The sequence below is a fragment of the Rothia sp. ZJ932 genome (assembly GCF_016924835.1).
In the GTDB taxonomy this organism is placed as follows: domain Bacteria; phylum Actinomycetota; class Actinomycetes; order Actinomycetales; family Micrococcaceae; genus Rothia.
In genome coordinates this window covers 1,521,215-1,542,654 of record NZ_CP070480.1, presented here as the reverse complement: position 1 = coordinate 1,542,654, position 21,440 = coordinate 1,521,215, and the positions used below count along the sequence as shown (strand labels likewise).

At 53.2% G+C, this 21,440-nt stretch carries 16 protein-coding genes and 1 pseudogene; 12 read left to right on the top strand and 5 right to left on the bottom strand.

The window, feature by feature from the left end:
* The first annotated feature begins 3 nt into the window (after positions 1-3).
* The 3 genes from JR346_RS07075 (at position 4) to secA (ending at position 4,605) form a co-directional block, all read left to right on the top strand.
* Positions 4-771, top strand: a complete 768-nt coding sequence (locus JR346_RS07075; RefSeq protein ID WP_205482079.1) for a ComF family protein — start codon at positions 4-6, stop codon at positions 769-771.
* A gap of 402 nt (positions 772-1,173) precedes the next feature.
* Complete coding sequence (hpf, locus tag JR346_RS07070) at positions 1,174-1,812, top strand: ribosome hibernation-promoting factor, HPF/YfiA family (RefSeq protein ID WP_204876549.1); 639 nt, start codon at positions 1,174-1,176, stop codon at positions 1,810-1,812.
* 192 nt (positions 1,813-2,004) lie between these two features.
* On the top strand, positions 2,005-4,605 hold the full coding sequence (gene secA / locus JR346_RS07065; RefSeq protein WP_204876548.1) for a preprotein translocase subunit SecA: 2,601 nt from the start codon (positions 2,005-2,007) through the stop codon (positions 4,603-4,605).
* A gap of 124 nt (positions 4,606-4,729) precedes the next feature.
* On the opposite strand, the gene JR346_RS07060 is transcribed toward secA, so the two are convergent.
* A complete protein-coding gene (locus tag JR346_RS07060; protein WP_204876543.1) occupies positions 4,730-5,233 on the bottom strand; it encodes an Rv3235 family protein in 504 nt (167 codons plus the stop codon).
* Positions 5,234-5,262: 29 nt separating this feature from the next.
* Entirely contained in the window at positions 5,263-6,132 is an 870-nt protein-coding gene (locus tag JR346_RS07055) for a LysM peptidoglycan-binding domain-containing protein (protein WP_205482078.1), read from the bottom strand.
* Positions 6,133-6,285: 153 nt separating this feature from the next.
* Between JR346_RS07055 and JR346_RS07050 the strand changes: the two genes are divergently transcribed.
* Positions 6,286-6,813 (top strand): histidine kinase, encoded by a 528-nt coding sequence (locus JR346_RS07050; RefSeq protein WP_205482077.1) that lies wholly within the window; start codon positions 6,286-6,288, stop codon positions 6,811-6,813.
* Positions 6,814-6,818: 5 nt separating this feature from the next.
* Here JR346_RS07050 and JR346_RS07045 read toward each other — a convergent pair whose 3' ends face one another.
* Complete coding sequence (locus JR346_RS07045) at positions 6,819-7,052, bottom strand: helix-turn-helix domain-containing protein (RefSeq protein ID WP_204876533.1); 234 nt, start codon at positions 7,050-7,052, stop codon at positions 6,819-6,821.
* A 287-nt stretch (positions 7,053-7,339) separates the two neighbouring features.
* On the opposite strand from JR346_RS07045, the gene JR346_RS07040 reads away from it, so the two are divergent.
* From JR346_RS07040 to JR346_RS07030, 3 genes are all read left to right on the top strand, one after another.
* Positions 7,340-8,002 (top strand): SAF domain-containing protein, encoded by a 663-nt coding sequence (locus tag JR346_RS07040; protein ID WP_205482076.1) that lies wholly within the window; start codon positions 7,340-7,342, stop codon positions 8,000-8,002.
* Positions 8,003-8,005: 3 nt separating this feature from the next.
* On the top strand, positions 8,006-9,367 hold the full coding sequence (locus tag JR346_RS07035; RefSeq protein ID WP_205482075.1) for a CpaE family protein: 1,362 nt from the start codon (positions 8,006-8,008) through the stop codon (positions 9,365-9,367).
* Positions 9,368-9,438: 71 nt separating this feature from the next.
* Positions 9,439-10,980, top strand: a complete 1,542-nt coding sequence (locus JR346_RS07030; RefSeq protein ID WP_239478552.1) for a sensor histidine kinase — start codon at positions 9,439-9,441, stop codon at positions 10,978-10,980.
* A 117-nt stretch (positions 10,981-11,097) separates the two neighbouring features.
* Here JR346_RS07030 and JR346_RS07025 read toward each other — a convergent pair whose 3' ends face one another.
* On the bottom strand, positions 11,098-11,346 hold the full coding sequence (locus JR346_RS07025; protein WP_204876526.1) for a WhiB family transcriptional regulator: 249 nt from the start codon (positions 11,344-11,346) through the stop codon (positions 11,098-11,100).
* Positions 11,347-11,693: 347 nt separating this feature from the next.
* Between JR346_RS07025 and JR346_RS07020 the strand changes: the two genes are divergently transcribed.
* Positions 11,694-12,089: a hypothetical protein gene (locus JR346_RS07020; protein WP_205482074.1), complete on the top strand. Its 396-nt coding sequence runs from the start codon at positions 11,694-11,696 to the stop codon at positions 12,087-12,089.
* Here the strand turns inward: JR346_RS07020 and JR346_RS07015 are convergent.
* On the bottom strand, positions 12,062-15,805 hold the full coding sequence (locus tag JR346_RS07015; protein ID WP_205482073.1) for an FtsK/SpoIIIE domain-containing protein: 3,744 nt from the start codon (positions 15,803-15,805) through the stop codon (positions 12,062-12,064). The genes JR346_RS07020 and JR346_RS07015 overlap by 28 nt on opposite strands.
* 343 nt (positions 15,806-16,148) lie before the next feature.
* On the opposite strand from JR346_RS07015, the gene glf reads away from it, so the two are divergent.
* The 4 genes and pseudogenes from glf to JR346_RS06995 form a co-directional block, all read left to right on the top strand.
* Entirely contained in the window at positions 16,149-17,339 is a 1,191-nt protein-coding gene (gene glf / locus JR346_RS07010; RefSeq protein ID WP_204876520.1) for a UDP-galactopyranose mutase, read from the top strand.
* Between the two features lie 21 nt (positions 17,340-17,360).
* Positions 17,361-19,379, top strand: coding sequence for a glycosyltransferase (locus JR346_RS07005; RefSeq protein ID WP_205482072.1), 2,019 nt, complete (start codon positions 17,361-17,363; stop codon positions 19,377-19,379).
* Positions 19,376-20,272 carry an ABC transporter permease gene (locus JR346_RS07000; RefSeq protein ID WP_204876506.1) on the top strand — a complete coding sequence of 299 codons (897 nt, stop codon included), beginning with the start codon at positions 19,376-19,378 and terminating at the stop codon, positions 20,270-20,272. The genes JR346_RS07005 and JR346_RS07000 overlap by 4 nt, the downstream gene beginning before the upstream one ends.
* Before the next feature lie 3 nt (positions 20,273-20,275).
* A pseudogene (locus JR346_RS06995) lies at positions 20,276-21,037 on the top strand (ABC transporter ATP-binding protein); the annotation flags it as partial.
* Positions 21,038-21,440: the final 403 nt, after the last annotated feature.

Genomic DNA, 21,440 nt, shown 5'->3' with positions numbered 1-21,440 from the left:
ACGGTGAACCATCGGTTTGACCCTCTCATCGCAACTGCCCGCGAAAGTGCCTACCGGCTACGCGATGTTGTGTTGCCGACCCCGTGTGCAAGTTGCCAGAAACCGGATGCTCGCTATGAGGGGCGATGCCAGCGCTGTGATTTTTTGGTGCGGCAAAGCCTGCTTAACCTGCACCTGCCGTTTCTGCGCTATGAGCTAGAGAACGCTGTGGCTGCCGGCGTTTATGAGCATGAGCTTGCTCGTTGTATTTTGGCATTCAAAAATGAGGGGCGTTACGATCAGAGAACTTTGTTAGCAACGGGTCTTGCCCGTGCTATCCAGGCGATTGTTGATAGCTACGGTAAGCAGCAGGCAATGCTGGTACCTGTACCTTCTTCTGCCCGTAACACGAGGCGTCGCGGTTTCTCGCCTGCCCTTGAACTGGCGTCCGCGGCTCGTCGGCAGCTCGCGCTGGAGGGAATCGAGACTGTGTGTGCTGATGTTCTAGAGGTGAGTCGCACCCGTTCGGGGTCTAGCGGTCAAAAAGAGTTGGGAGTACACCAACGGTATGCGCGGTTGCACGGGGCGATGAGAAAACGTTGGAATCCGGGGGAGCTGCTAGGATTCGAAACCACTCTTGAAGGTGCCGAGTGCATCATTTGCGATGATGTGGTGACTACCGGCGCATCGATGCTTGAAACTGCTAGAGTGCTGGAGGATGAAGGCGCTCGGGTGCTGGGCTTTGCCAGCGTAGCCGCGGTTGCCCGTCGGAAGAGCGCGGAGAGCGACTGACCTTTCATCAGGTAACCAAGCACACAGTATCAGTATGCACCTGCGTGCAGGGGGCGGTCAAGTTAGTTTTTTGTGCGTGAACAATGCCCCGTCACACACATCTCGCTCATAATTTATTTTGAGGGGGAGTAGGTTTTCAGCCATAGCGAAAATAATCGGGGAGTCAGCGACTGAAAGAGGGCGATGTACGGTAAAAAATCTCAGTCTCAGCGAGCAAGAAACAAGACTGCACCACCACTGAATCAGACCAGTAGAGCCTTCCAACATCGAATGATATAACGTAACACATGAATTTCTAGAGAACTGGAACTAGGCTGGAAGCAACAAGAAATATACCTTCTCGAAGGTTTCTTGTACGAGAGAAAATAAGCGACTTCTCGCCTAAATATTTTGGAGGCAATCGTGGAGCTTAAGGTCTACGGACGCAACGTCAAAGTGACTGAACGACTGCAGGAGCATGTAGAGAGCAAAGCTAAAAAGTTTGAGCAGCTTGGCGATCACGTTACCGACATCGAAGTTAAGTTCAGCAAGGACGGGCATATTGGTCCCAACACCATTCGTGTTGAAATAACCGTGGTGGGACGCGGTCCCATCCTGCGTGCTGAGGCATCGGGCTCAGATAAGTTCGCGGTTTTTGATGACACTTATGGCAAACTCCTGGAACGTTTGCGTCGAGCCCGCGACCGCCGTAAGGCGCAGAAGCACGGTGGACGCTCACCGCTCTCGGTTTCTGAGGCAACCGGTTCACTGCCCATCGTTACCGATCAGACCGCAGTCACTGAAATCCACGCTGAAGACATTCCTGTTGAAGAAGCGGCATTCGATAACGAGTACGCACTGACTGATGATGTGCAATCACCTCTCGAAATCCGCCGTAAGAGCTTCCCCGCAGAGAAGCTGACCGCCGAAGAAGCAGTTGATCGCATGGAGCTGGTAGGGCACGATTTTTACCTCTTCGTGGATGCAGATACTAACACCCCCAGCGCGGTCTACCGCCGTAAAGGCTGGAGCTACGGTGTGATTTCACTGAGCGATCAGTAAGAGAATCCGCTAATACAACCAACAGCTGCCCCCGCACTTTGCAGGGGCAGTTTTGCGTCTTTGGCATAATTCATTGCTCGGCGGTGAACGCCACCGCAGTAAAACGTTTGATGGTGTTTTACAATGGGTTGTTAGCCTTTACAAATATCGGTTGGACATTTCATTATCATCGAAACCTCAAGGAGCACACTCGTGGCATCTTTCTTGGAAAAACTACTCCGCGCCGGAGACAAGAAAGTCCTCAAACAGCTTCGTGCCTATGCAGACGCGATTAACTCTCTTGAAGAAAGCATTGTTGCTTTAACCGATGCTGAACTTCGAGCTGAGACTGATAAGTTCCGTACACGCATCGATGAGGGGGAATCCCTCGATGTTCTGTTGCCCGAAGCGTTCGCGGTAGTGCGTGAGGCGTCTAAACGAACCTTGGGTAAGCGTCACTACGACGTGCAGCTCATGGGCGGTGCAGCTCTGCACCTGGGCAATATCGCGGAAATGAAAACCGGTGAGGGTAAGACACTGGTTGCAACAGCTCCCGCCTACCTCAATGCGCTCTCGGGTCAGGGCGTACACGTGGTCACCGTGAATGATTACCTAGCTGAATATCAGGCTAACCTCATGGGTCGTGTTTACCGCTTTTTGGGTCTGGAATCAGGCGTCATCTTGGGTAACCAGAGCCCTGACGTGCGCCGTAAACAGTACGAAGCTGACATTACCTACGGCACGAACAACGAGTTCGGTTTTGACTACTTGCGCGATAACATGGCGTGGACGCTCGATGAGAAGGTCCAGCGCGGTCACAACTTTGCAATTGTCGATGAGGTCGATTCTATTCTGATCGATGAAGCGCGAACCCCCCTAATTATTTCCGGCCCAGCCTCGGGCGAAGCCAACCGCTGGTACACAGAATTCGCGCGTATCGCTCGCGACCTCAAAGTCGATATTGACTACGAAATCGATGAAAAGAAACGCACCGTCGGCGTACTCGAAACGGGTATTGACAAGGTTGAAGACCACTTGGGTATTCGCAACCTCTACGAATCTGTCAACACCCCACTCATTGGCTTTTTGAACAACTCCATCAAGGCAAAAGAGCTATTCAAAAACAATAAAGACTACGTGGTAGTCAATGGTGAAGTACACATCGTTGACGAGCACACCGGTCGTATTTTGCCCGGCCGCCGCTACAACGAGGGCATTCACCAGGCTATTGAAGCTAAAGAAGGCGTTGAAGTTAAGCCCGAGAACCAGACCATGGCGTCTGTGACGTTGCAGAACTACTTCCGCATGTACGACAAGCTCTCGGGAATGACTGGTACAGCAGAAACCGAAGCTGCCGAGTTCATGAACACCTACGAACTGGGCGTCGTGCCTATTCCCACTAACAAGGGCATCCACCGTAAAGACCAGGCAGATAAGGTCTACAAAAACGAAATTGCCAAGTTCCAGGCAGTCGTTGAAGACATTAAAGAACGCCACGCTAAGGGGCAGCCTGTTCTGGTGGGTACAACCAGCGTTGAAAAGAGCGAGTACCTGTCTAAGCTCCTCGTCAAAGAGGGCATTCGCCATGAGGTGCTAAACGCTAAAAACAATGAGCGTGAGGCTGCCATCGTTGCCCAGGCAGGACGCAAGGGCGCTGTCACCGTTGCAACCAACATGGCAGGTCGAGGCACCGATATCATGCTCGGTGGTAACGCCGAGTTCAACGCTGTCGAAAAAATGGAACAGCTGGGTCTTGACCCCAACCGTACCCCCGAACAATACGAGCAGCAATGGCCCGGCGTCCTCGCTGAATGCGAAGAAGCTGTGAAAGCTGAACATGAGGAAGTCATTGAACTGGGCGGTCTCTACGTACTGGGTACCGAACGTCACGAATCACGACGCATCGACAACCAGCTACGTGGACGCTCCGGCCGTCAGGGTGATCCCGGCGAATCCCGCTTCTACCTTTCACTCGCCGATGACCTCATGCGTTTATTCAACGGTCAGGCAGCCGCCCGACTCATGGCAGGCGCACCCGATGACACCGCTCTTGAAAACAAGCTCGTTTCTCGCGTCATCGCGTCCGCCCAGGGGCAAGTTGAATCGCGTAACGCCGAACAACGTAAGAACATCCTCAAGTACGATGATGTGCTCAACCGTCAGCGCGAATCAATGTACGCAGATCGTGCTGAAATCCTCGAAGGCGCAGACATTGAGGAACAGATTCAGAAGTTCATTGATGAAGTGATCTCATCAACCATCGTGACCCATACATCGGGTCACGCTGAAGACTGGGATCTTGAAAAACTGTGGGACCTGCTCAAGCCGATCTTCCCCATCTCCGTAACTATTGAGGATCTGGAAGAGCAGGCGGGCGGACGCACCAAGATTACCCAGGAAATGCTGATTACCGAGATCCTGACGGATGCGAAATTCATCTATCAAGAGCGCGAAGAAAAGGTCGGCTCAGAAGCAATGCGTGAGATTGAACGCCGTGTGTTGCTGTCTGTGATTGGACGTCGCTGGCCCGAACACCTGTATGAGATGGACTATCTCAAAGAAGGTATTGGTCTGCGCGCAATGGCACAGCGCGATCCGCTGATTGAGTACCAGCGCGAAGGCTACGCCATGTACCAGTCCATGCTCGGCGCGATCCGTGAAGAGACCGTGGGGTTCCTCTACAACCTGGATCTTTCCAAGCAGCGTACGACTTCATCTTCTATCAAGATGAACCTGCCACCGCAGCCTAAGTTCCTCAAGTACTCGGCTCCGAGTGAGGACGGCAGCGCCGAAGTCCAGGTTAAAAAGAACTAGGTTTTTTCTACACGGCTTTTGTTTTTTCTGAGTCCTAGAATAGAGGCTCAGTCAAGAGATAAGAATGCGCGGGCACTTCACTTCAAACAGGTGAAGCGCCCGCGCATATTTTATAGTGGCGTTTTTACGCGATTTCTATTTCTACGACCTTCCAGACCCGGTGGATTCTTTGCACCTTGAAAGCTAACGCTCGTACGCGCTGGCTGTCTTCAACAATGACGCACGCTTCAACGGTTGTTTCATTGATTTGTTGGGCGTGGGCACGGCGCACAGTGGGTAGGGGAGCGCTAAGAGCGAAAGGACTGCGCAGGTGGTCTTCGCCCTGTTTGCTGGCAAGGATGCGTCGGGTCAGATCGGCACGACGTTTGATCTTAGTGAGGCATTCAGCGGTAAACCATTTGGCAACCTGGCTGCAGGCGCGGCGTCCCGCGAAAATTTCGAGGACGGCAATGGAGAGACCGCTGCACATCGTTTCTACTGACTGGCAGAGTTCTGAGGAGGTTTTCAAGGGAATTCCCTGCTTTCGCGCTACGATGGGGCGTTCTGTTTCCTTGATGATTTCGAGCATTGCCTTGTATTCTGCCTCAGAGACAGCGAAGGTTTCTTTGCGAGCTGATTGCTGGTTCATGGTTCGTCTCTTTTCTATGCTGAAAATCTTTACTGAAAGGGGAGGATGAGTTGTTGTCCTGCGTAAATAAGGTTGGCGTCTACCGGTAGCTGGTGCGAGTTAGCTGCGTAGATAGCCGATACGTATTCCATAATTTCTGCATCCGGGCTTCCTGATGGTAGGTAGTTCGTGGCAATACTCCACAGAGTTTCACCGCTGCGCACGGTGTGAAGCATCCCTACTGAACGTTCGCTGAGATCTTCACGCGATGATGCGGTGAAGAAAGGATTGATGCTGGGCGTTTGGTGGGCGGATGCGTGTTTGAAGGTCTGCGGGTCAACTTCAAGCCACTGCTGGGGCGGAGTATTGAGGTTCTCGAACTGCTGATCGGATTGACCCTGCCAGCGTGTTGTTGCCGGTGTGGCAGAACCGTGGTCAGCAGTTGCGTGATGACTGGTGAAAAAACTGGAGAGGGAATCTTTTTGAGAGTCTGATAGGTCATCTGCGTGACCGTAGAACTGCTCAAGAGAGGATGGGTGGGTTTCGTGTACGGTGGCGATCGAGGGCGAAGATGCGCTGGTCAAGGGAGCAGCCGTGGCGGGAGCCGCATACACGCTAATACCTAGAGTTCCGATAGCTACGTTACGCATCATCCTCGGCACCCATCGGGGCAAAGACTGTGCTGCGCTTCGGGTGGAGCGTGTCAGCAGTAGGTAAAGGGCAGCGAAAATATACCACAGACCAACACCGAAGGCGATCAGGGCACTAGCGCCCATAAGTAGCATCTCTGCTGTCTTGAGCTCACTGGCGCCGATGGTCCAGAAGCAGCATCCGGCGACCACTAGGGAGATGAGCGGTATAGCTAAACAGAGCACCTTGTCTGCCGAGGAGGCAGAAGGTGCTTGGTGGTTCATCTTCATCTCTAAACCTATCATTTGATGCTATTTGATAACACTTAGAGTATCTTAGCTTGCGTGGCGTTTGTAAAGCCCTGTGTGCAAAAAAACTTAAATGTTTTCGATTTTGGTTAGCGTGCAGGGTGGTAGACATTGCCGACCGATAGGGTTGAGGACATGACGAATCTGGATCGAATTTTTAGAGACTACGAAGTGCAGCTGAGCACCGCCCGTACCAGAACCATTGAGCTGGATGCGCAAGAAGTGCGTAGGGCAGAGTTTGCCAAGGTGATGATGGGGGATCGGTTAGCAGCACAAATAGGTTTTCAGGTGCAGGCCTTTACTGATGACGCCCAGAAATGGGATGGTGTACTTGAAAACGTGGGGTTAGGCTGGCTTCAGCTACGTACATCAGCTGAAAGCCTCGTCATGCCGACCGCCCGCATCGTGTTCTGGGAAGGCGGGACGCCGTTTTCAACAGTTGATGCTCAGGCAGTGCAGCGTAAGCTGTCGTTTGCTTTTGCCCTGAGGGCTCTGGTGAAGGCGCGTGAAACTGTTCGCCTCTACCATGCTGGACGATTGACGAGTGAGGGCGTTTTAGAACGGGTGGGGGCTGACTTTGTCGAGCTTTCCACCAGAGGAAGCTCAATTCATAAAACCAGGGTGGTGCCATTGCACTCCATTGTTGCAGTAGGTACCGCCTAACGTTGTTAGGATGCGCTGGTGAGACTTTCGGCTGTGCCTTTTGCGAGTGCCTCTTTAGTCTGAGCGTAAGCGCGGCTAATGTATTCCTCAAGTTTGGAGTTTTCGACGCGCCACTGACCCCGTCCGCCAATCTGAATCCCTTCGAGCTGCCCAGAGGTTACAAGAATCCTGGTCTGGGAGAGGCTAATGTTCAGAATTTCTGATACTTCGGTCAGGGTGTAAAAGCGTTGCTCTGCCACTGGGTCTCCTCGTCTCATAAGTTTATGTTATTTCAATTGTAAACTAATATTTTTTGATTTCATTTGATATCGTTTGATTATCTTAGGGGGGTCCAGAAGCACTCCACTTATGGTGACAACTGGCAGTGGACCCAGCGATGAAGTTGAAGAGAACAAACACTTGGAACACAATATAGGATGACGAGTCACACCGCAGGCTCCGTATGTCAACCACAAGAACCGCTGTTCACAACCACTGAACGAACCACATAAGAACCAATAACCGCACAGAACCGAAAGACAACACCGTGCCCACAGCCGTACCCGAAAGCAGCGAGGGGCTTTCCCCTCGATTTCAGCGCCCCGGTCTCAAAGACCCCCGTCTTCTCATGGGACTGCTCCTCATCGCCCTCTCCATCGTGGCGGTGGTGAGTGTTGTAAGTCTCGGTAATAAAACCGAACCCTTCTACGTAGCTACCCGTGATATGGCGGTGGGCGAAGAGGTGAAAGCCAGCGACTTTGCTCTAGCTGATGTGCGCTTAGCTGAAGCTGGGCAGCACTATATTCCTCAAGAAAAAACTATCGCGGAGGGTAGCGTCGTGACTTCGCGTATCACCAGCGGTCAATTGGTGCCCGCAACAGCTCTTGCTCAAGAACTCACCGACGGTCGACGTACTGCTAGCATCACTATCGACTCTGCCTATGCCTCAACTCTGACCCCGGGTAAGCACGTTGATATCTGGATTGCCACAAAAGCTCAGGGAACAACGACCACTTACAACGATCCCGAGGTGGTGATGGAAGCCGCAGAGGTCTCCACTATTAGCAACGAAGAAAGCCTCATCGGTGGCACCGGTAAGTCAGCCGTGCAGCTTCTGGTAGCCGAAGAATCACTCAGCGCGATCCTCAAAGCTATCAACAACGAGGACAAAATCAACCTCGTGCCCTCTGACTACAAAAAACAGGGGTAGATTATGGCTAGCATTCCCATCGTCGTTTTTTCTGATCACTCCGGACGTTTCATCGCGGGTATCGAAGCTCAGCGAGGAAACGTCACTGTTGCCCGTCACGTTCACGACATGTCGGAGGTCTTTGGTCTGGGTCAAACCGGCATTGTGCGCGCTGCCCTGCTTGTAGCCGACTACACTGACTACCTCACGCAGTCGATGGTAGCCCAGCTACATGAGGTGGGGGTCGCAGTGGTCGCAGTTACTGACCCCGGTATCGACCTTGAGATTCACGGGGTTGCCGTCATTGACGCGCTTGCCGATACCCCGACGGTTATTGAAAGCATCGAAACAGCGGTAGCCAACTTGCACACGCTGACCTTCGACCGGGCACCTGCGGCAGATACTGCTGCCTTATCAACTACTGTCACTGTCGAAGCTGCTGAAGCTCTTTCACTGACTTCATCTGAGAAAGGACGCGTCATCACCGTGTGGGGCTCTACCGGCGCCCCCGGACGTACCACGGTAGCCACCCATCTCGCCGCAACCTTAACCGCTCAAGGCTACTCCACTGTGCTCGTTGATGCCGACACCTACGGCCCCGCTCTCGGCATCACACTCGGGCTACTCGATGAGTACTCCGGAATCTCACAAATCTGCCACTACGCCGACCGCAATATGCTCACCGACGAAAAATACCGAGAGTACGTGAGTTCCATTGACCTTGCGGGTAAAACCCTCGACATCATCACGGGTATCACCCGCGCCGACAGATGGCCAGAGGTCAGAGAAAAGTCTTTCACCAGCGTCCTTGACTACCTGCGCTCGCGCTATCAGGCAGTTGTTATTGATACTGCTTTTAGCCTTGAAGCCGACGAAGAAATTACCTTCGACGGTTTAGCACCCAGACGCAATGCTGCCGCAATCACCGCAGTAGAACAGGCAAGCGACATTGTAGTGGTTGGTTCAGCAGATGTGGTGGGCTTCCCCCGCCTGGTACGAGCATTCGAGGAACTCAACCAGAGTCATCTGCAGTTAGCAACTGATCACCGAAAACATGTATGGATTAATAAAATGCGCTCGGAAACTACCGGATCACGCGGTCGAGGTGAGGTGGAGCGCGCGTGGAGTAGGTTCGGCCCGGCAACTCCCATTACCGGGTTTATACCCCATGAACCGAGTATTCTCGATAAAGCCTTGCTCACCGGTAAAACCATCGTAGAGATCAAAGACGCGCAGAGTCTCACCGATACTTTCACTGAACTGGCACGCTCGCTCATGGGCGCTATTGCAGCCGGGCACTCCAATGCCACCGTTGTGACTAAGAAGTCCGTGTTAGCTAGGGTTCGTCACCGTTTGCAACCCTCTCGGGGGGCCCGCCGTGGATAACCCCTCAGTCAGGGTCTAAAATTGCCGTAGAGTAGGCCAGCAGAACATGAAAAATGATAGGTGTGGTAACCATGCACATTGACCCTTTCCTCCAGAACGCAGAGTACGGACCGGGCGATATGGAATGGCTGCACCTGCTCATTGGTGACTGGCAAATTATCGCTGACACCGCTCACGGTGATTTGGTGCTGTGGTTACCCACCGATTTCAATTCCGATATTTTGGCGGGCGGACGCTATCCCACAGAGCCCGGTCAAGAGAGCGGTTTTATTGCCTGCGCTCATATGCGTCCGTCAACCGTACACACACTTTTTTATACAGACCTTATCGATCACCGCATGAAAAAAGAGATGCGGTTAAAAGCCCTGGGCGTGTGGAAAAACCAGTGCAGTGAAAAGTACGTGGATTCAGAAACGGTAGCTGGGCTAGATATTCAAACTACCCTTGTTCCGCTCACCAGAAACGGCAGGACCTTAGGGCTACTTAGCGTCCACTCTGAGACTTACACTCCGCGTCAGCGAACCCACGTTGAACTGGTCTACAGAGAGCTATCCGAGGAACTATTGAAAATGACGAGCCGAGGAATCTGGCCTGAGTTTTCTGCTCCTGTGGGGACAACTCGCGGCGCCCCACGAGTGAGCGATGGCTTGATGGTGTTGGACGCCGAGGGCGTGATTACCTTTACCTCGCCCAACGCGACCTCTATTTATAAGAAGCTGGGATTCTCTGCTGAACTAGAGGGACAGTCTCTTGCTCATATCACCCGAGCTCTGTTACCTCAGGGAGAGCAAGTAGATGAGACCCTGCCACTGGTCTTAGCGGGGAAAATGCCCTGGCGCGCTGAAATTAAAGCGCACTTTGCCAGCATCACTTACCGTGCCATACCTCTGCGCCGTTTTACCCCCTTGGGGGAAGAACGCTTTGGCGCCATTATTCTGTGCCGTGACGTGACCGAATTGCGCCGGCGCGAGCTTGAGTTGATGACCAAAGATGCAACCATTCGGGAGATTCACCACCGAGTGAAGAATAACTTGCAGACCGTCTCTGCGCTTTTGCGCTTGCAAGCTCGTCGAATGGAAAGTGATGAAGCGCGGCAGGGATTAGAACAAGCGATGCGACGGGTGGCGACCATTGCTACCGTGCATGAGGCGCTATCACAGGGACTAGCCCAGAACGTTGATTTTGATGATTTGATTGGGCGTCAGTTTCATCTGGCTGCCGAACTCGCTTCGCCGGGGCAGGACGTCCGCACCGAACTTACGGGATCGTTTGGGTCTTTGCCGAGTAAATTTGCAACTCCTCTTGCCCTTGTTATCAACGAAATCGTTGCCAATGCGGTGGAACACGGTCTTGCCGGTGAGACGGGAACAGTCACAATGGATGCACAGCGCGCGTACGATGAAAGGGCACAGCATACTCTAACCGTGAGTATTAGCGATGACGGTCGAGGTATGAACGAGACTGCAACTGAACCCAAAACCCGAGATGGGTTGGGAACCCAAATTGTGAAAACCCTGGTGGCTAGTGAACTCAACGGATCCATTACATGGAAGAATCGGTCGCCTCGGGGAACAACTGTTGAAATCGAAGCGGTGTTAGGTGAGTCCCGATAGTCTTTCACCAACCGGTCAATCGGCATTTTTCTGACAACCCGCTGTAAAGACGCGAGCACAACAAAAGGCGGTGGACAGAATCGTAAAGATTCTGTCCACCGCCTTTTGAAAAGAGTCTTAGGACGCGCGGCGAGCGCGAGCAGCACGGCGTTTCATCGCTCGGCGTTCTTCTTCGCTCATTCCGCCCCAGACACCGGAATCTTGACCGGTCTCAATTGCCCACTGCAAGCATGTATCCATGACGGTGCAGTTGCGGCATACGGCTTTTGCCTCTTCAATTTGAAGTAGCGCCGGACCAGTGTTTCCCACAGGGAAAAATAATTCTGGGTCTTTTTCTAGGCAAGCAGCACGGCTACGCCAATCCATGGGCACGCTCTCCTTCAAATATGTACACTGAGGCTGCGCTTGATAAAAAATAAAAAACTCAGCCTAACAAAAAACCGGGCCCCTGAATAAGCTAGGAGCCAAGTCGACCTACATAACTTTCGCATGTCGGTTGAAAGTAAACAAGAGGTTTCTTGAATAAAAACTCTGCTGGGCGTGAGTTATCAATCACAGCTATTGTTGTGGTGTTAAAAGCACCACACTGGGTGGGGTACTGGTTGCTGTAGGGGCACCGGTGGTGCAGGGTGTATAGACTAAAAGCGAGAGAAGATATCGAGTGGGGCAGAGAGAAGGGGATCACAGTGAAGCCTGAAAGTGCGAGGGGTGTATTGCCTGTACGTCCGCCCGCTGTTCTTGTGATTGTGGGACTGGTCGGAATTGAAATTATTGCCGTTATGGCATTAGCGGTGTTGTCGGTGATTTACGCTCCGGGTGAGGGTATCTCATCGGCAACCGCTGTATTAGTTTTCGCTTTTGTATTAATTGCCGGTGCTTTGGCGTGGGGCGCTAAAGGTTTGTATGAGGGGCGATTGTATGCTCGTGCCCTTATCGTGGTGTGGCAGATTATGGGCGTTATTATCGGCACACAGATCGCTGTTTCTGGTCAGTTTGTACCGGGGAGCGTGACGGCTCTCGTCTGCGGGGTTGTGATGATTTTGATGTTCTCGCCTCGTGTTATCAAATACCTGCGTAAGCACTATGAGCGTGAGCTACCCGGTACTTGAAAAGCGGTGGCTTCGAGCCCGTCAATGAGCAACGCCCTGCCGGGTGGGCATACACCTCGGGTGAGGGTGTCAAGCGGTAAGGATTCCAGTCCAAAAAATTCACCGTCAACGGCAGTACGAGGTTGTAGAACAATACCGTAGGTGGTGCCGGCAAGCTGTGAGAGTAGCGGGGATGCATGCCATCTCTTCCACGGTGTGAAAGCGAGAACGACTAGACGGTAGTGGGAGCAACGGGCGCGTAGAGCCTCCTGGGACGCGGCATCTAGACTGTGTAAATCGTCGATGAGAAGGATGCGCTGGGCAGGGTCGCTCAGAGCATCGAGGTAAGAGGTTAGAGCAGAAACTCCGGGTACTTGCCTGCCTTCAATTAGAGTAAAAGACTCGTTGGGGTTCAGTCCCGGTAGCTGCTGAAGCAGGGTTGTTTTACCGCTGCCTTTGGTGCCGGCAATGCAAAGAATCTTGCGGTTGCCGGAGGTTAGGGTAACGGGGCGTTGGCGCCGAGAGAAACCTACAAGCAAGCCCTGTTTGGGGGCTTCTGATACCTGCTGGGGCAACTGGGCGGCATCTATCTGTTCCGGTAGCTGACGGAAGTCATCGGTAAGGGGCATGCACAGTGGCTGACTACTGCCGAGTAAGGCGGCAACGGTCGCCGTTTCTGCGCTTATGCTGTGGGTGAGTGTACCTTCGCAGCGCCACTGCCCGGTGCCAGGGGGTATTTCGGAGCGTAGAACGGTGGTGGCGAGATCATTGCGCATCGTTTCTGCGGTGACCACAGTGGAGTGCGCTGCCGTTGAAAACTTGCCCCGAATTTTTGTGGAAGCGCTCACGATGACCTCGATTCCGGTACGGTGACCGTCTTGGACTAGCTGTAAAAGGGTGAGTTCAAGCTGGGGCTTGCGTAGCGTATGCTCGAGCAAGATATCAATACCGTCGACCACTAGTAAGACGGGGCGGGGTACCTGCGTGATTTCTTCGCACACCGCCTGCAGAAAGGCTATATCCTGAATGCCTAAAACGCAGTCTGCGGCGCCCCTGAAATCATCGTGCGATAGCGTCCGGTAAAGGGTAGGTTCAGCGGTAAAAACAATGCGGGGGATTCCTCGTTGAGCTGCCTGACTCAGCAACGAAAAAATGACCCGGTGGCGTTCTGCAGCGGAACCCACTAACGCAAGAGAACCCTGCGAAGCGGACGACCACAACAGCTCATCCTGCTTACCGCAGACAGCGTTTTCGTGACGTCCTAAGTAGTAGGCATCTTTGTGTGGGGTGGGTGTACCGCAAGTCAAGGCGGGAGCAATAGGAACATAAGCCGCCGGTTCTAACGCCGGGGTGTAGGCACCGACGATGGCGGCAAAGAGGGCATCCTCAGTATCAGCTGATTCCCCTCTCTGCGGGTACTGCAAGCCACTGTAAAGATCATGTACTCTCAATTTGAGAGAATAAGTGTATGGGGCTGCATCCAAACGTGGCGCTCTGAAAGGTGCCAGTTGTCCGTCAGAAAGCCGCGCCCAGCCTGCTCCAGGGCAGGAAGGCGAAATATCTGCTGCGTCATCACTACCCAGCAGATTGTGAGAATCCTGCGAAGATGCCACCCTCAGGGCAAATACGGTAGATATATTAGCTTTGATATCAGCAGACACAGCGCCTTGAGGACGCTGGGTAGCAAGAATAAGATGAACGCCCAAGGACCTGCCAATAGTTGCCACCTTCATCAAATCGTTCATAGCCTCTGGCATTGACTCAACCAGCATTTTGAACTCGTCCACCACAATAAAAATCTCGCTAAAACCCGGCTGCTCACTAGCTTTTTCGCACACCCGCAAATAGTCCCTGTAGGAATTGACTTCTAGCTGCTGAAAGAGCCGTTCGCGCGCACTCAAATCAGCCTTCAAGAAAGCAAGCGCCCTGCGCACCGAAGCAGTATCTAAATCGCTGAGCAACCCCAAAGAATGGGGCAGCTGATGGAGCGGACCAAGCCCTGCCCCACCCTTGAAATCGATAAAAAGAAAGCTACAACGCGCAGGAGAATAAACCGCCGCCAAACTCAGCACCATTGACCGTAAAAACTGAGATTTACCAGAACCGGTGGTGCCTCCCACCAAAAAATGAGGGCCATGCTCTGTGACGGAGAGCCTTGGCAGACCCTTACCCACCATAATCATCAGATCAGGTGCATACAGGTGTTGGGACCAGCGCAGGGGCACATCTTCTACCCCGAACTCAGTAAGCTCCGAAAACCGCCCGCTGAATTGATGAACTGCATCTGCACTTTGACTCGCTACAGATGTGGGGGAGTGCATCTGCTGTAAGAGGTTACCTACCGCCTGAATGAAAGTGGAATCATCCACACCATCTGCAGCAACGGTGCAGGGGAGTGTACTGAGCCCCGGCACCTGCAGACACGACGAAGACGATACCGACGCTAAGAGCTGACCCGAGCGTCCGCAGGTTTGTAATACGACATCCGCATCAGCTTCACAGCTGCCCACAATAAAAGTTGTAACGCCCGTCAGGTCGCACCCAACTATCTCGGGTTCTGTAGCCACTACAGCCGCGTGAGAAGAAAAATACTGTTCGCCACCCTCTGATGAATCCACCACAACCACCGTTGGCAAGACCGTCAGCAACCTCCACTGCGGGTTTAACCGGAGGACGCCCTGCGTCAGCACCACGGAAACCTGCGCCACCCTCAGAAGCTGAAGCACCAGGAGATTCAGGAGCCGGGGCTCGACCTCACACCGAATACTCACCCCCGGTTCCACCGGAAGCAACAGCGGCACCTCATCCACAAAAGGAACGCGATACTTCTCGATGTACCGCCCGCTAAGAGACGCTGAGCGCCCAAAAATACCCGGTGATACAAGCGCCGCCGCTGGCAGAAGACTGCCAGATTCCACGAGGTGAGCGACATGAGGGTAGACGGACGCGCTCGCCATATCGCGCTCAGCAGCCTCCCGCAGTTTTCGCCGGGTTGCTGCGCTTGAGCCTTGATGCAGAAACAGATGAGAACCCATCACCAGGCTTGATGCCATCGACATGAGCAAGAACAGCCACATGCCGGTGACCAGAGCAATGACTACTCCCAAGACTATAGGTAAAATCGTCATTAAAATGAGCTGTACGACGCTGCGGGGTGGATCAAGCTCCACAGTTTGAGAGCCAAGAGCCGCCGGTTGTGATGGCAATGGCAGCGGAGAATCAACCATCAGGCAGCGTGAGCTACCCAGTATGAAAGTTTCACCCACTGCTAAGTCAAAGACTGCGTTATCGGCGTGCAAACTGATGCCTTCTTCGGCGACTGTTAGTACACCGTGAACCGGCTCTAAGGCGGGATCGCTGATGCAGATATCAGTGTTGAACTTACCAAGGCTGTATGAGCCCCGCTGTAGCTGCCAGAAGCGTCCGCTCTCGGGACCATGAACCGTTACAAAACTAAGCATCTTTTGCTGGCTTATCGCCTGAGGAGAGCGGCGTAAGATCGCCCCCGTAACCAGAGGCTGCACACCCAGAACACACGATTCTAGACTCTGCTGACCCACCCACCATTGGCAGTCAAACCCCAAGAACCCGCGCAAATACTGGCTGAGTGTATCTGCACCGATTTGCCCACCGGTGGTCTCTACACGCACCGGACGCAGCGGGCGGTGCGTATCAATTTCAAGCAGTAGTAGAAGCTCCATGACCCTATTGTGGGCAGAAAAATTTCCTGTAGCCACCGCAGCGCCCGCCACCTGTGGATAACCTCCTCTGTGAGACTAATAACCGGTAGCTGTGTCCACAATGAGTCCGTGTGCAGTACCTCTGAGCGTCACAATCATGTCATACAAAAGAAGGTGACACCTAACACATCGAGTTGGTGAATTCCCCAAGAATAACAGCTAAAACTTACTCAGCGATGCGGTAGAGAGGTAAAATTCCGGTAGGTTATATGTACGTATAACTATGTTTTGCGCTCACCCTATACCGGGGCGCACAAAACAGCACCGCGGTGAGTAGCTATCGCGGTAAACCGGTTAAAGGGGCAAAGAGCGTCCCCTACCTAAAGTGCAGGAGTATCTTGTGAACGCAGATTTAGTCATTGTTGGTTCGGGACTGTTTGGTCTTACCATCGCTGAACGAGCAGCTAACGAACTGGGCCTTAAAGTAGCCATCATTGACCGTCGCGACCACGTCGGTGGCAACGCTTACAGCAAGTTCGAAGAGAACACCGGCATAGAGGTTCACCAGTACGGTGCGCACCTCTTCCACACCTCCAACGAGCGTGTGTGGGAGTACGTCAATCAGTTCACTGAATTCACTAACTATGTACACCGTGTCTACACCCGTCATAACGACATCGTGTACCCCATGCCCATCAACCTGGGCACTATCAACCAGTTCTTCAACGCAGCTTACTCACCGCAGGAAGCTAAAGCCCTGATCCAGGAACAGGCTGGCGAGCTGGCAGGCACCAACCCCAAGAACCTCAATGACAAGGGCATCTCGCTTATCGGCCGCCCCCTCTACGAGGCTTTCATCAAGCACTACACCGCAAAACAGTGGCAGACCGACCCCTCGGAACTGCCCGCGTCCATCATTTCGCGTCTACCTGTTCGCTACACCTACGACAACCGCTACTTCAACGACAAGTACGAAGGTCTGCCCGTTGACGGTTACGCAGCATGGCTAGAGCGCATGGCAGTACATCCCAACATTGAGGTTCACCTCAACACCGATTTCTTTGAAGACGGTCACGAATTCTCCCGCTCCAAGGTACGCGGTCAGGTGCCGATCATCTACACCGGTCCCATCGACCGCTACTTCGATTACGCCGAAGGTGACCTGTCATGGCGCACCATCGATCTCGAAGAAGAGATTCTGCCCATTGAAGACTTCCAGGGCACCTCAGTGATGAACTACGCGGATGAGAACGTACCCTACACCCGTATTCACGAGTTCCGTCACTTCCACCCCGAGCGTACTTACACCAAGGATGCAACCGTTATTCACCGTGAGTACTCACGTTTTGCCGAGCACGGCGATGAGCCCTACTACCCCATCAACACCGCCGCTGACCGCGAAAAGGTTCTCAAGTACCGCGAGCTGGCTGCTGCTGAACCCCAGGTCCTCTTCGGCGGACGTCTGGGCAACTACAAGTACTTCGATATGCACATGGCTATCGGTGCTGCACTTTCGATGTTTGATAACAAAATTAAGCCTCACTTCACCGGTGGCGAGAAAATCGTTTCCGGCGGCATTGACGAAGCCTAAGTACTAGGAGCTATACCTTTTATGTCATCTACTACCACCATCGATACGTCATCACTGCGTACCCTGCAGCGCGTCATTTTGCCCGAAGCGGTACAGACCGACGTTATTCCTCTCTACGTTGATGCTGGCATGGCATCGGGTGTGCAGCTACCCACCCGCGAAGACGGGGACGCGCATAGAACTTTTGTGCAGGCAACCTCCGATCAGGAGAAAACCGCCGATAGCTCACGCGCTGATGCTAGCGATCTGCTCGGACGCCGTTCCACCCAGATTGCTAAGGGTAAGTCCCTGTCCTTTGGTACCTACTTCAATGCTTTCCCTGCCTCTTACTGGCGTCGATGGACGAGCTTGCGCTTCGTGACCCTGAGCGTCAAGACCCAAGGTGAGGGCATGATTATTGTCTACAAGTCCAATGCGCGCGGTGTTATTCAGCGTGTGGACGCTGCTGTTGTCTCCGGTGAGAACGAGGCAGTTTTTAAGCTGTCACTGAACCCCTTTAGTGACGGTGGCTGGTACTGGTTTGACCTCGATGCCCAGCAACAGGGTTTCACCCTGGTAGAAGCTAACTGGCTGGGCGATGCGACCCCTCGCACCGGTGAAAACGGCGGTCAAGCAACCGTGCAGATTACCACCATGAACAAGGTTGAATACTGCATCAACAACATCCGTTCACTGGGTGAGAACATCGATATTTTTGATTCCATCAAGGAACTGCTGATTGTTGATCAGGGCACCGATAAGGTGCAGGATCATCCTGATTTTGAAAAGGTCGTGGCGCCGTTAGCCGGTAAGTTCCGCATCATCAACCAGTCCAACCTGGGCGGCTCAGGCGGTTTTGCCCGCGGCATGTACGAATCAGTGAACAACGGTAGCGACTACGTCCTGCTGCTTGATGATGACGTGGTGGTTGAACCCGAATCGATCCTTCGATTGGTCACCTTCGCTGACTACTGCAAGAACCCCACCATCGTGGGCGGTCACATGTTCGATATGTATGACCGCACCGTTCTGCACGCTTTTGGCGAAGTCGTGAACCCCTGGCGCACCTTCTACGACCGTCCGCATAAAGACATGACCTTGGGCCATGACTTGGGCCGTCACAACCTGCGTAACACCCACTGGCTACACCGCCGCGTGGATGTTGACTACAACGGCTGGTGGATGTGCCTCATTCCTACTGAAGTCATTAAAGAAATCGGTCTTTCACTACCGCTCTTCCTTAAATGGGATGATGCTGAGTACGGTCTGCGCGCGAAAGAAGCCGGTATCGCTACCGTTTCGTTCCCCGGCGCAGGTTTGTGGCACGTTTCGTGGGTCGATAAAGACGATTCCGTGGGGTGGCAGGCTTACTTCCACGAACGTAACCGCCTCATTACCGCATTGATTCACTCACCCTTCGAAAAGGGGGGTGCAGTGATGCGCGAATCACTCTTCCTCGATGTTAAGCATGCCTTGAGCATGCAGTACTACACCGAAGAAGGACGCTTGATGGCACTTGAAGATTTGCTTTCAGGCCCCGAGCACCTGCACGACTCGCTGAGCGAACGACTGCCGGTTATTCGCGGTAAAGCTGCCAACTACATCGACGCTCAGCTTAAGAGCGACATTGATGCATACCCGCAGCCTAAGACTAAAAAGCCTCCTTTCAAAGGCCGCCGCAACTTCGCGCCGCCCACCTACAAGAATCTGCTGCCCTGGGCAGTAAAGGCTGTGGGACGTCAGGCTTTTGTTCCCGTAGACAAGATGGCTCAGGAAAACCCCCAGATTCAGCTCTCTTACCAGGAGAACCGTTGGTGGACCGTCTCTCGCTTTGATTCGCTGCTGGTCACTAACGCTGAAGGTACGGGTGTTTTCTGGTACAAGCGCGACCCCGAGCAACTACGTTCCAAGCTCGCTAAAGCAGCGTCCTTGCACGCCAAGCTCTTCAAGAACTGGGCTTCTTTGCGTCAGCAATACCGCGATGCGGCAGCTGACGTAGCCTCTTACGAGGCATGGAAGAAGACCTTCGATAAGCATACGGAGTCAGAACTTACTCGATGAGTGATCTAGCAACTCGAGAGTTTTCAGCCCCCGGCAAAGGCCGGGGGTTGAAAGACGCTCTCCACAACAAGTATCTACTGAAGCTGCTCGTTGATAAAGAGATTCAGGTACGTTACCGAGGGTCAGTTCTCGGTATCGTCTGGTCTTACATCAAGCCGGCTATTCAGTTCCTCGTGTTCTATCTGGCACTGGGTATTTTCTTGGGTCTTGAAAAGGGCTTGCAGAACTACTCGGTGTATCTGTTCTCGGGCATTATCGTTATTAACTTCTTCTCGGAATGTTTTAGCAACGGCGCCCGCGCTTTCGTGGTGAACGGTGCTTTGATTAAAAAGATTTACCTGCCTCGCCAGCTCTTTTCGCTGTCTACCATCTGGGTGGGTGTGATTCACTTCCTTCCGCAGATTTTGGTGCTTATTGTCGCCTGTTTGTTTGTGGGGTGGACGCCTGATCTTAAGCAAATTGGTGCCATTATCGTGGGTGTTCTGCTGGTGATGGTCTTTGGGCTGGCTGCCGGTATGGTCTTTGGCGTGGCAAATGTGTTCTTCAGAGACTCAGAGAACCTGGTAGATATGTTCCTGATGATGGCAACCTGGCTATCGCCGGTCATGTACTCCTGGACCATGGTGGCGCGTGAGGTACAGGTTCCTAACATCGAGTATCTTTATATGTCGAACCCGCTGACGGTGGCGGTGGAACTCTTCCACTATGCTTTCTGGCAGCCAACTCTCAGCGGTGAGCAACAGCAGTTACTGCTGGCTGCCGGTAACTGGTACATGTTCCCGAACTTGCTGACCGTATGGGTACCTATCGCTTTCGGTATTTCCCTGGTGTTGCTCTTGCTGGGTAACTGGCTGTTCCGTACCTTCGAGGGCAACTTCGCGCAGGAGCTGTAAAAGATGAAACTCGATATTTTTGATTTGCCTCCGGTGGCTCCCGATGCGCCCGATGTGATTCGTGTGGACGGACTGGTGAAGCGATTCGTACTGCGCCATACCCGCTCCATGAAAGAAGCCTTTATTTGGCTGATTAAGGGTCGCAAGGGCGATTTGAGCGAACGTTTCAGCGCTCTCAACGGAGTGTCCATGAAGATCCGCGAGGGTGAGCGTGTTGCATTGCTGGGCTATAACGGCTCCGGCAAATCAACCATGCTCAAGCTCATCTCGGGCGTCATGCAACCCGACCAGGGTAGCGTCCTCACCCGCGGTCGTATCGCCGGTTTGATTGAGGTGGGCGCAGGCTTTCACCCCGATCTGACCGGACGCGACAACGTCTACCTGAATGCCGCCATTTTGGGCATGAGCAAAGAACAAACTGATGCTCTCTTCGATGAAATTGTCGCTTTTTCTGAAATCGGTGACTTTATTGATACCGAGGTCAAGTTCTATTCTTCAGGTATGTACCTGCGTCTTGCCTTTGCAGTAGCGATTCATACCGATCCCGAGATTTTCTTGGTGGACGAGATTCTGGCGGTGGGCGATGAACCCTTCCAAAAGAAGTGTCTGCAAAAGATTAAAGAGCTGTGCGCTACCGGTAAAACCTTGGTGGTTGTTAGCCACGACCTTGATCTGGTTTCGCAGATTTGCGACCGCGGCATTGTGCTTGAAAAGGGTAACGTACGTTTTGATGGGGACGCGATGGAGGCAGTGGACGTCATGCGCGACCAGCCCCTGGGCACCACCAAGAAGCACCGCTACGAGGGCGATATTCTGGTGGCGCAGCAAAAGCTGGAGACCCTGGTACACAATAAACGCGATCTTGAGCAGACTATTGCCTCAGGCTCTCAAGAACCTGTGCTGGTAGCTCTCATCGGTATCGCCGAGGAGACCCAGGCTGAGCTCGATGCTCTGGGCAACCACCAAAAACTTGATATCGTCAATTCTGAAATCGACCGCCTGACCAAAAAGAGGGCACGGTTGCAAGGAGAACTCGCTAAGTACATGCAGTAGCCACTAGCTGCCGCACAGAGCTAGCCCTAGTAGCCCCTGAGCCGGTGGGAGCGTCCGCGCGTTACACAGCACGGACTCATCCACCGGCTTTTATGTGCCTAAAACCGCACCCTTA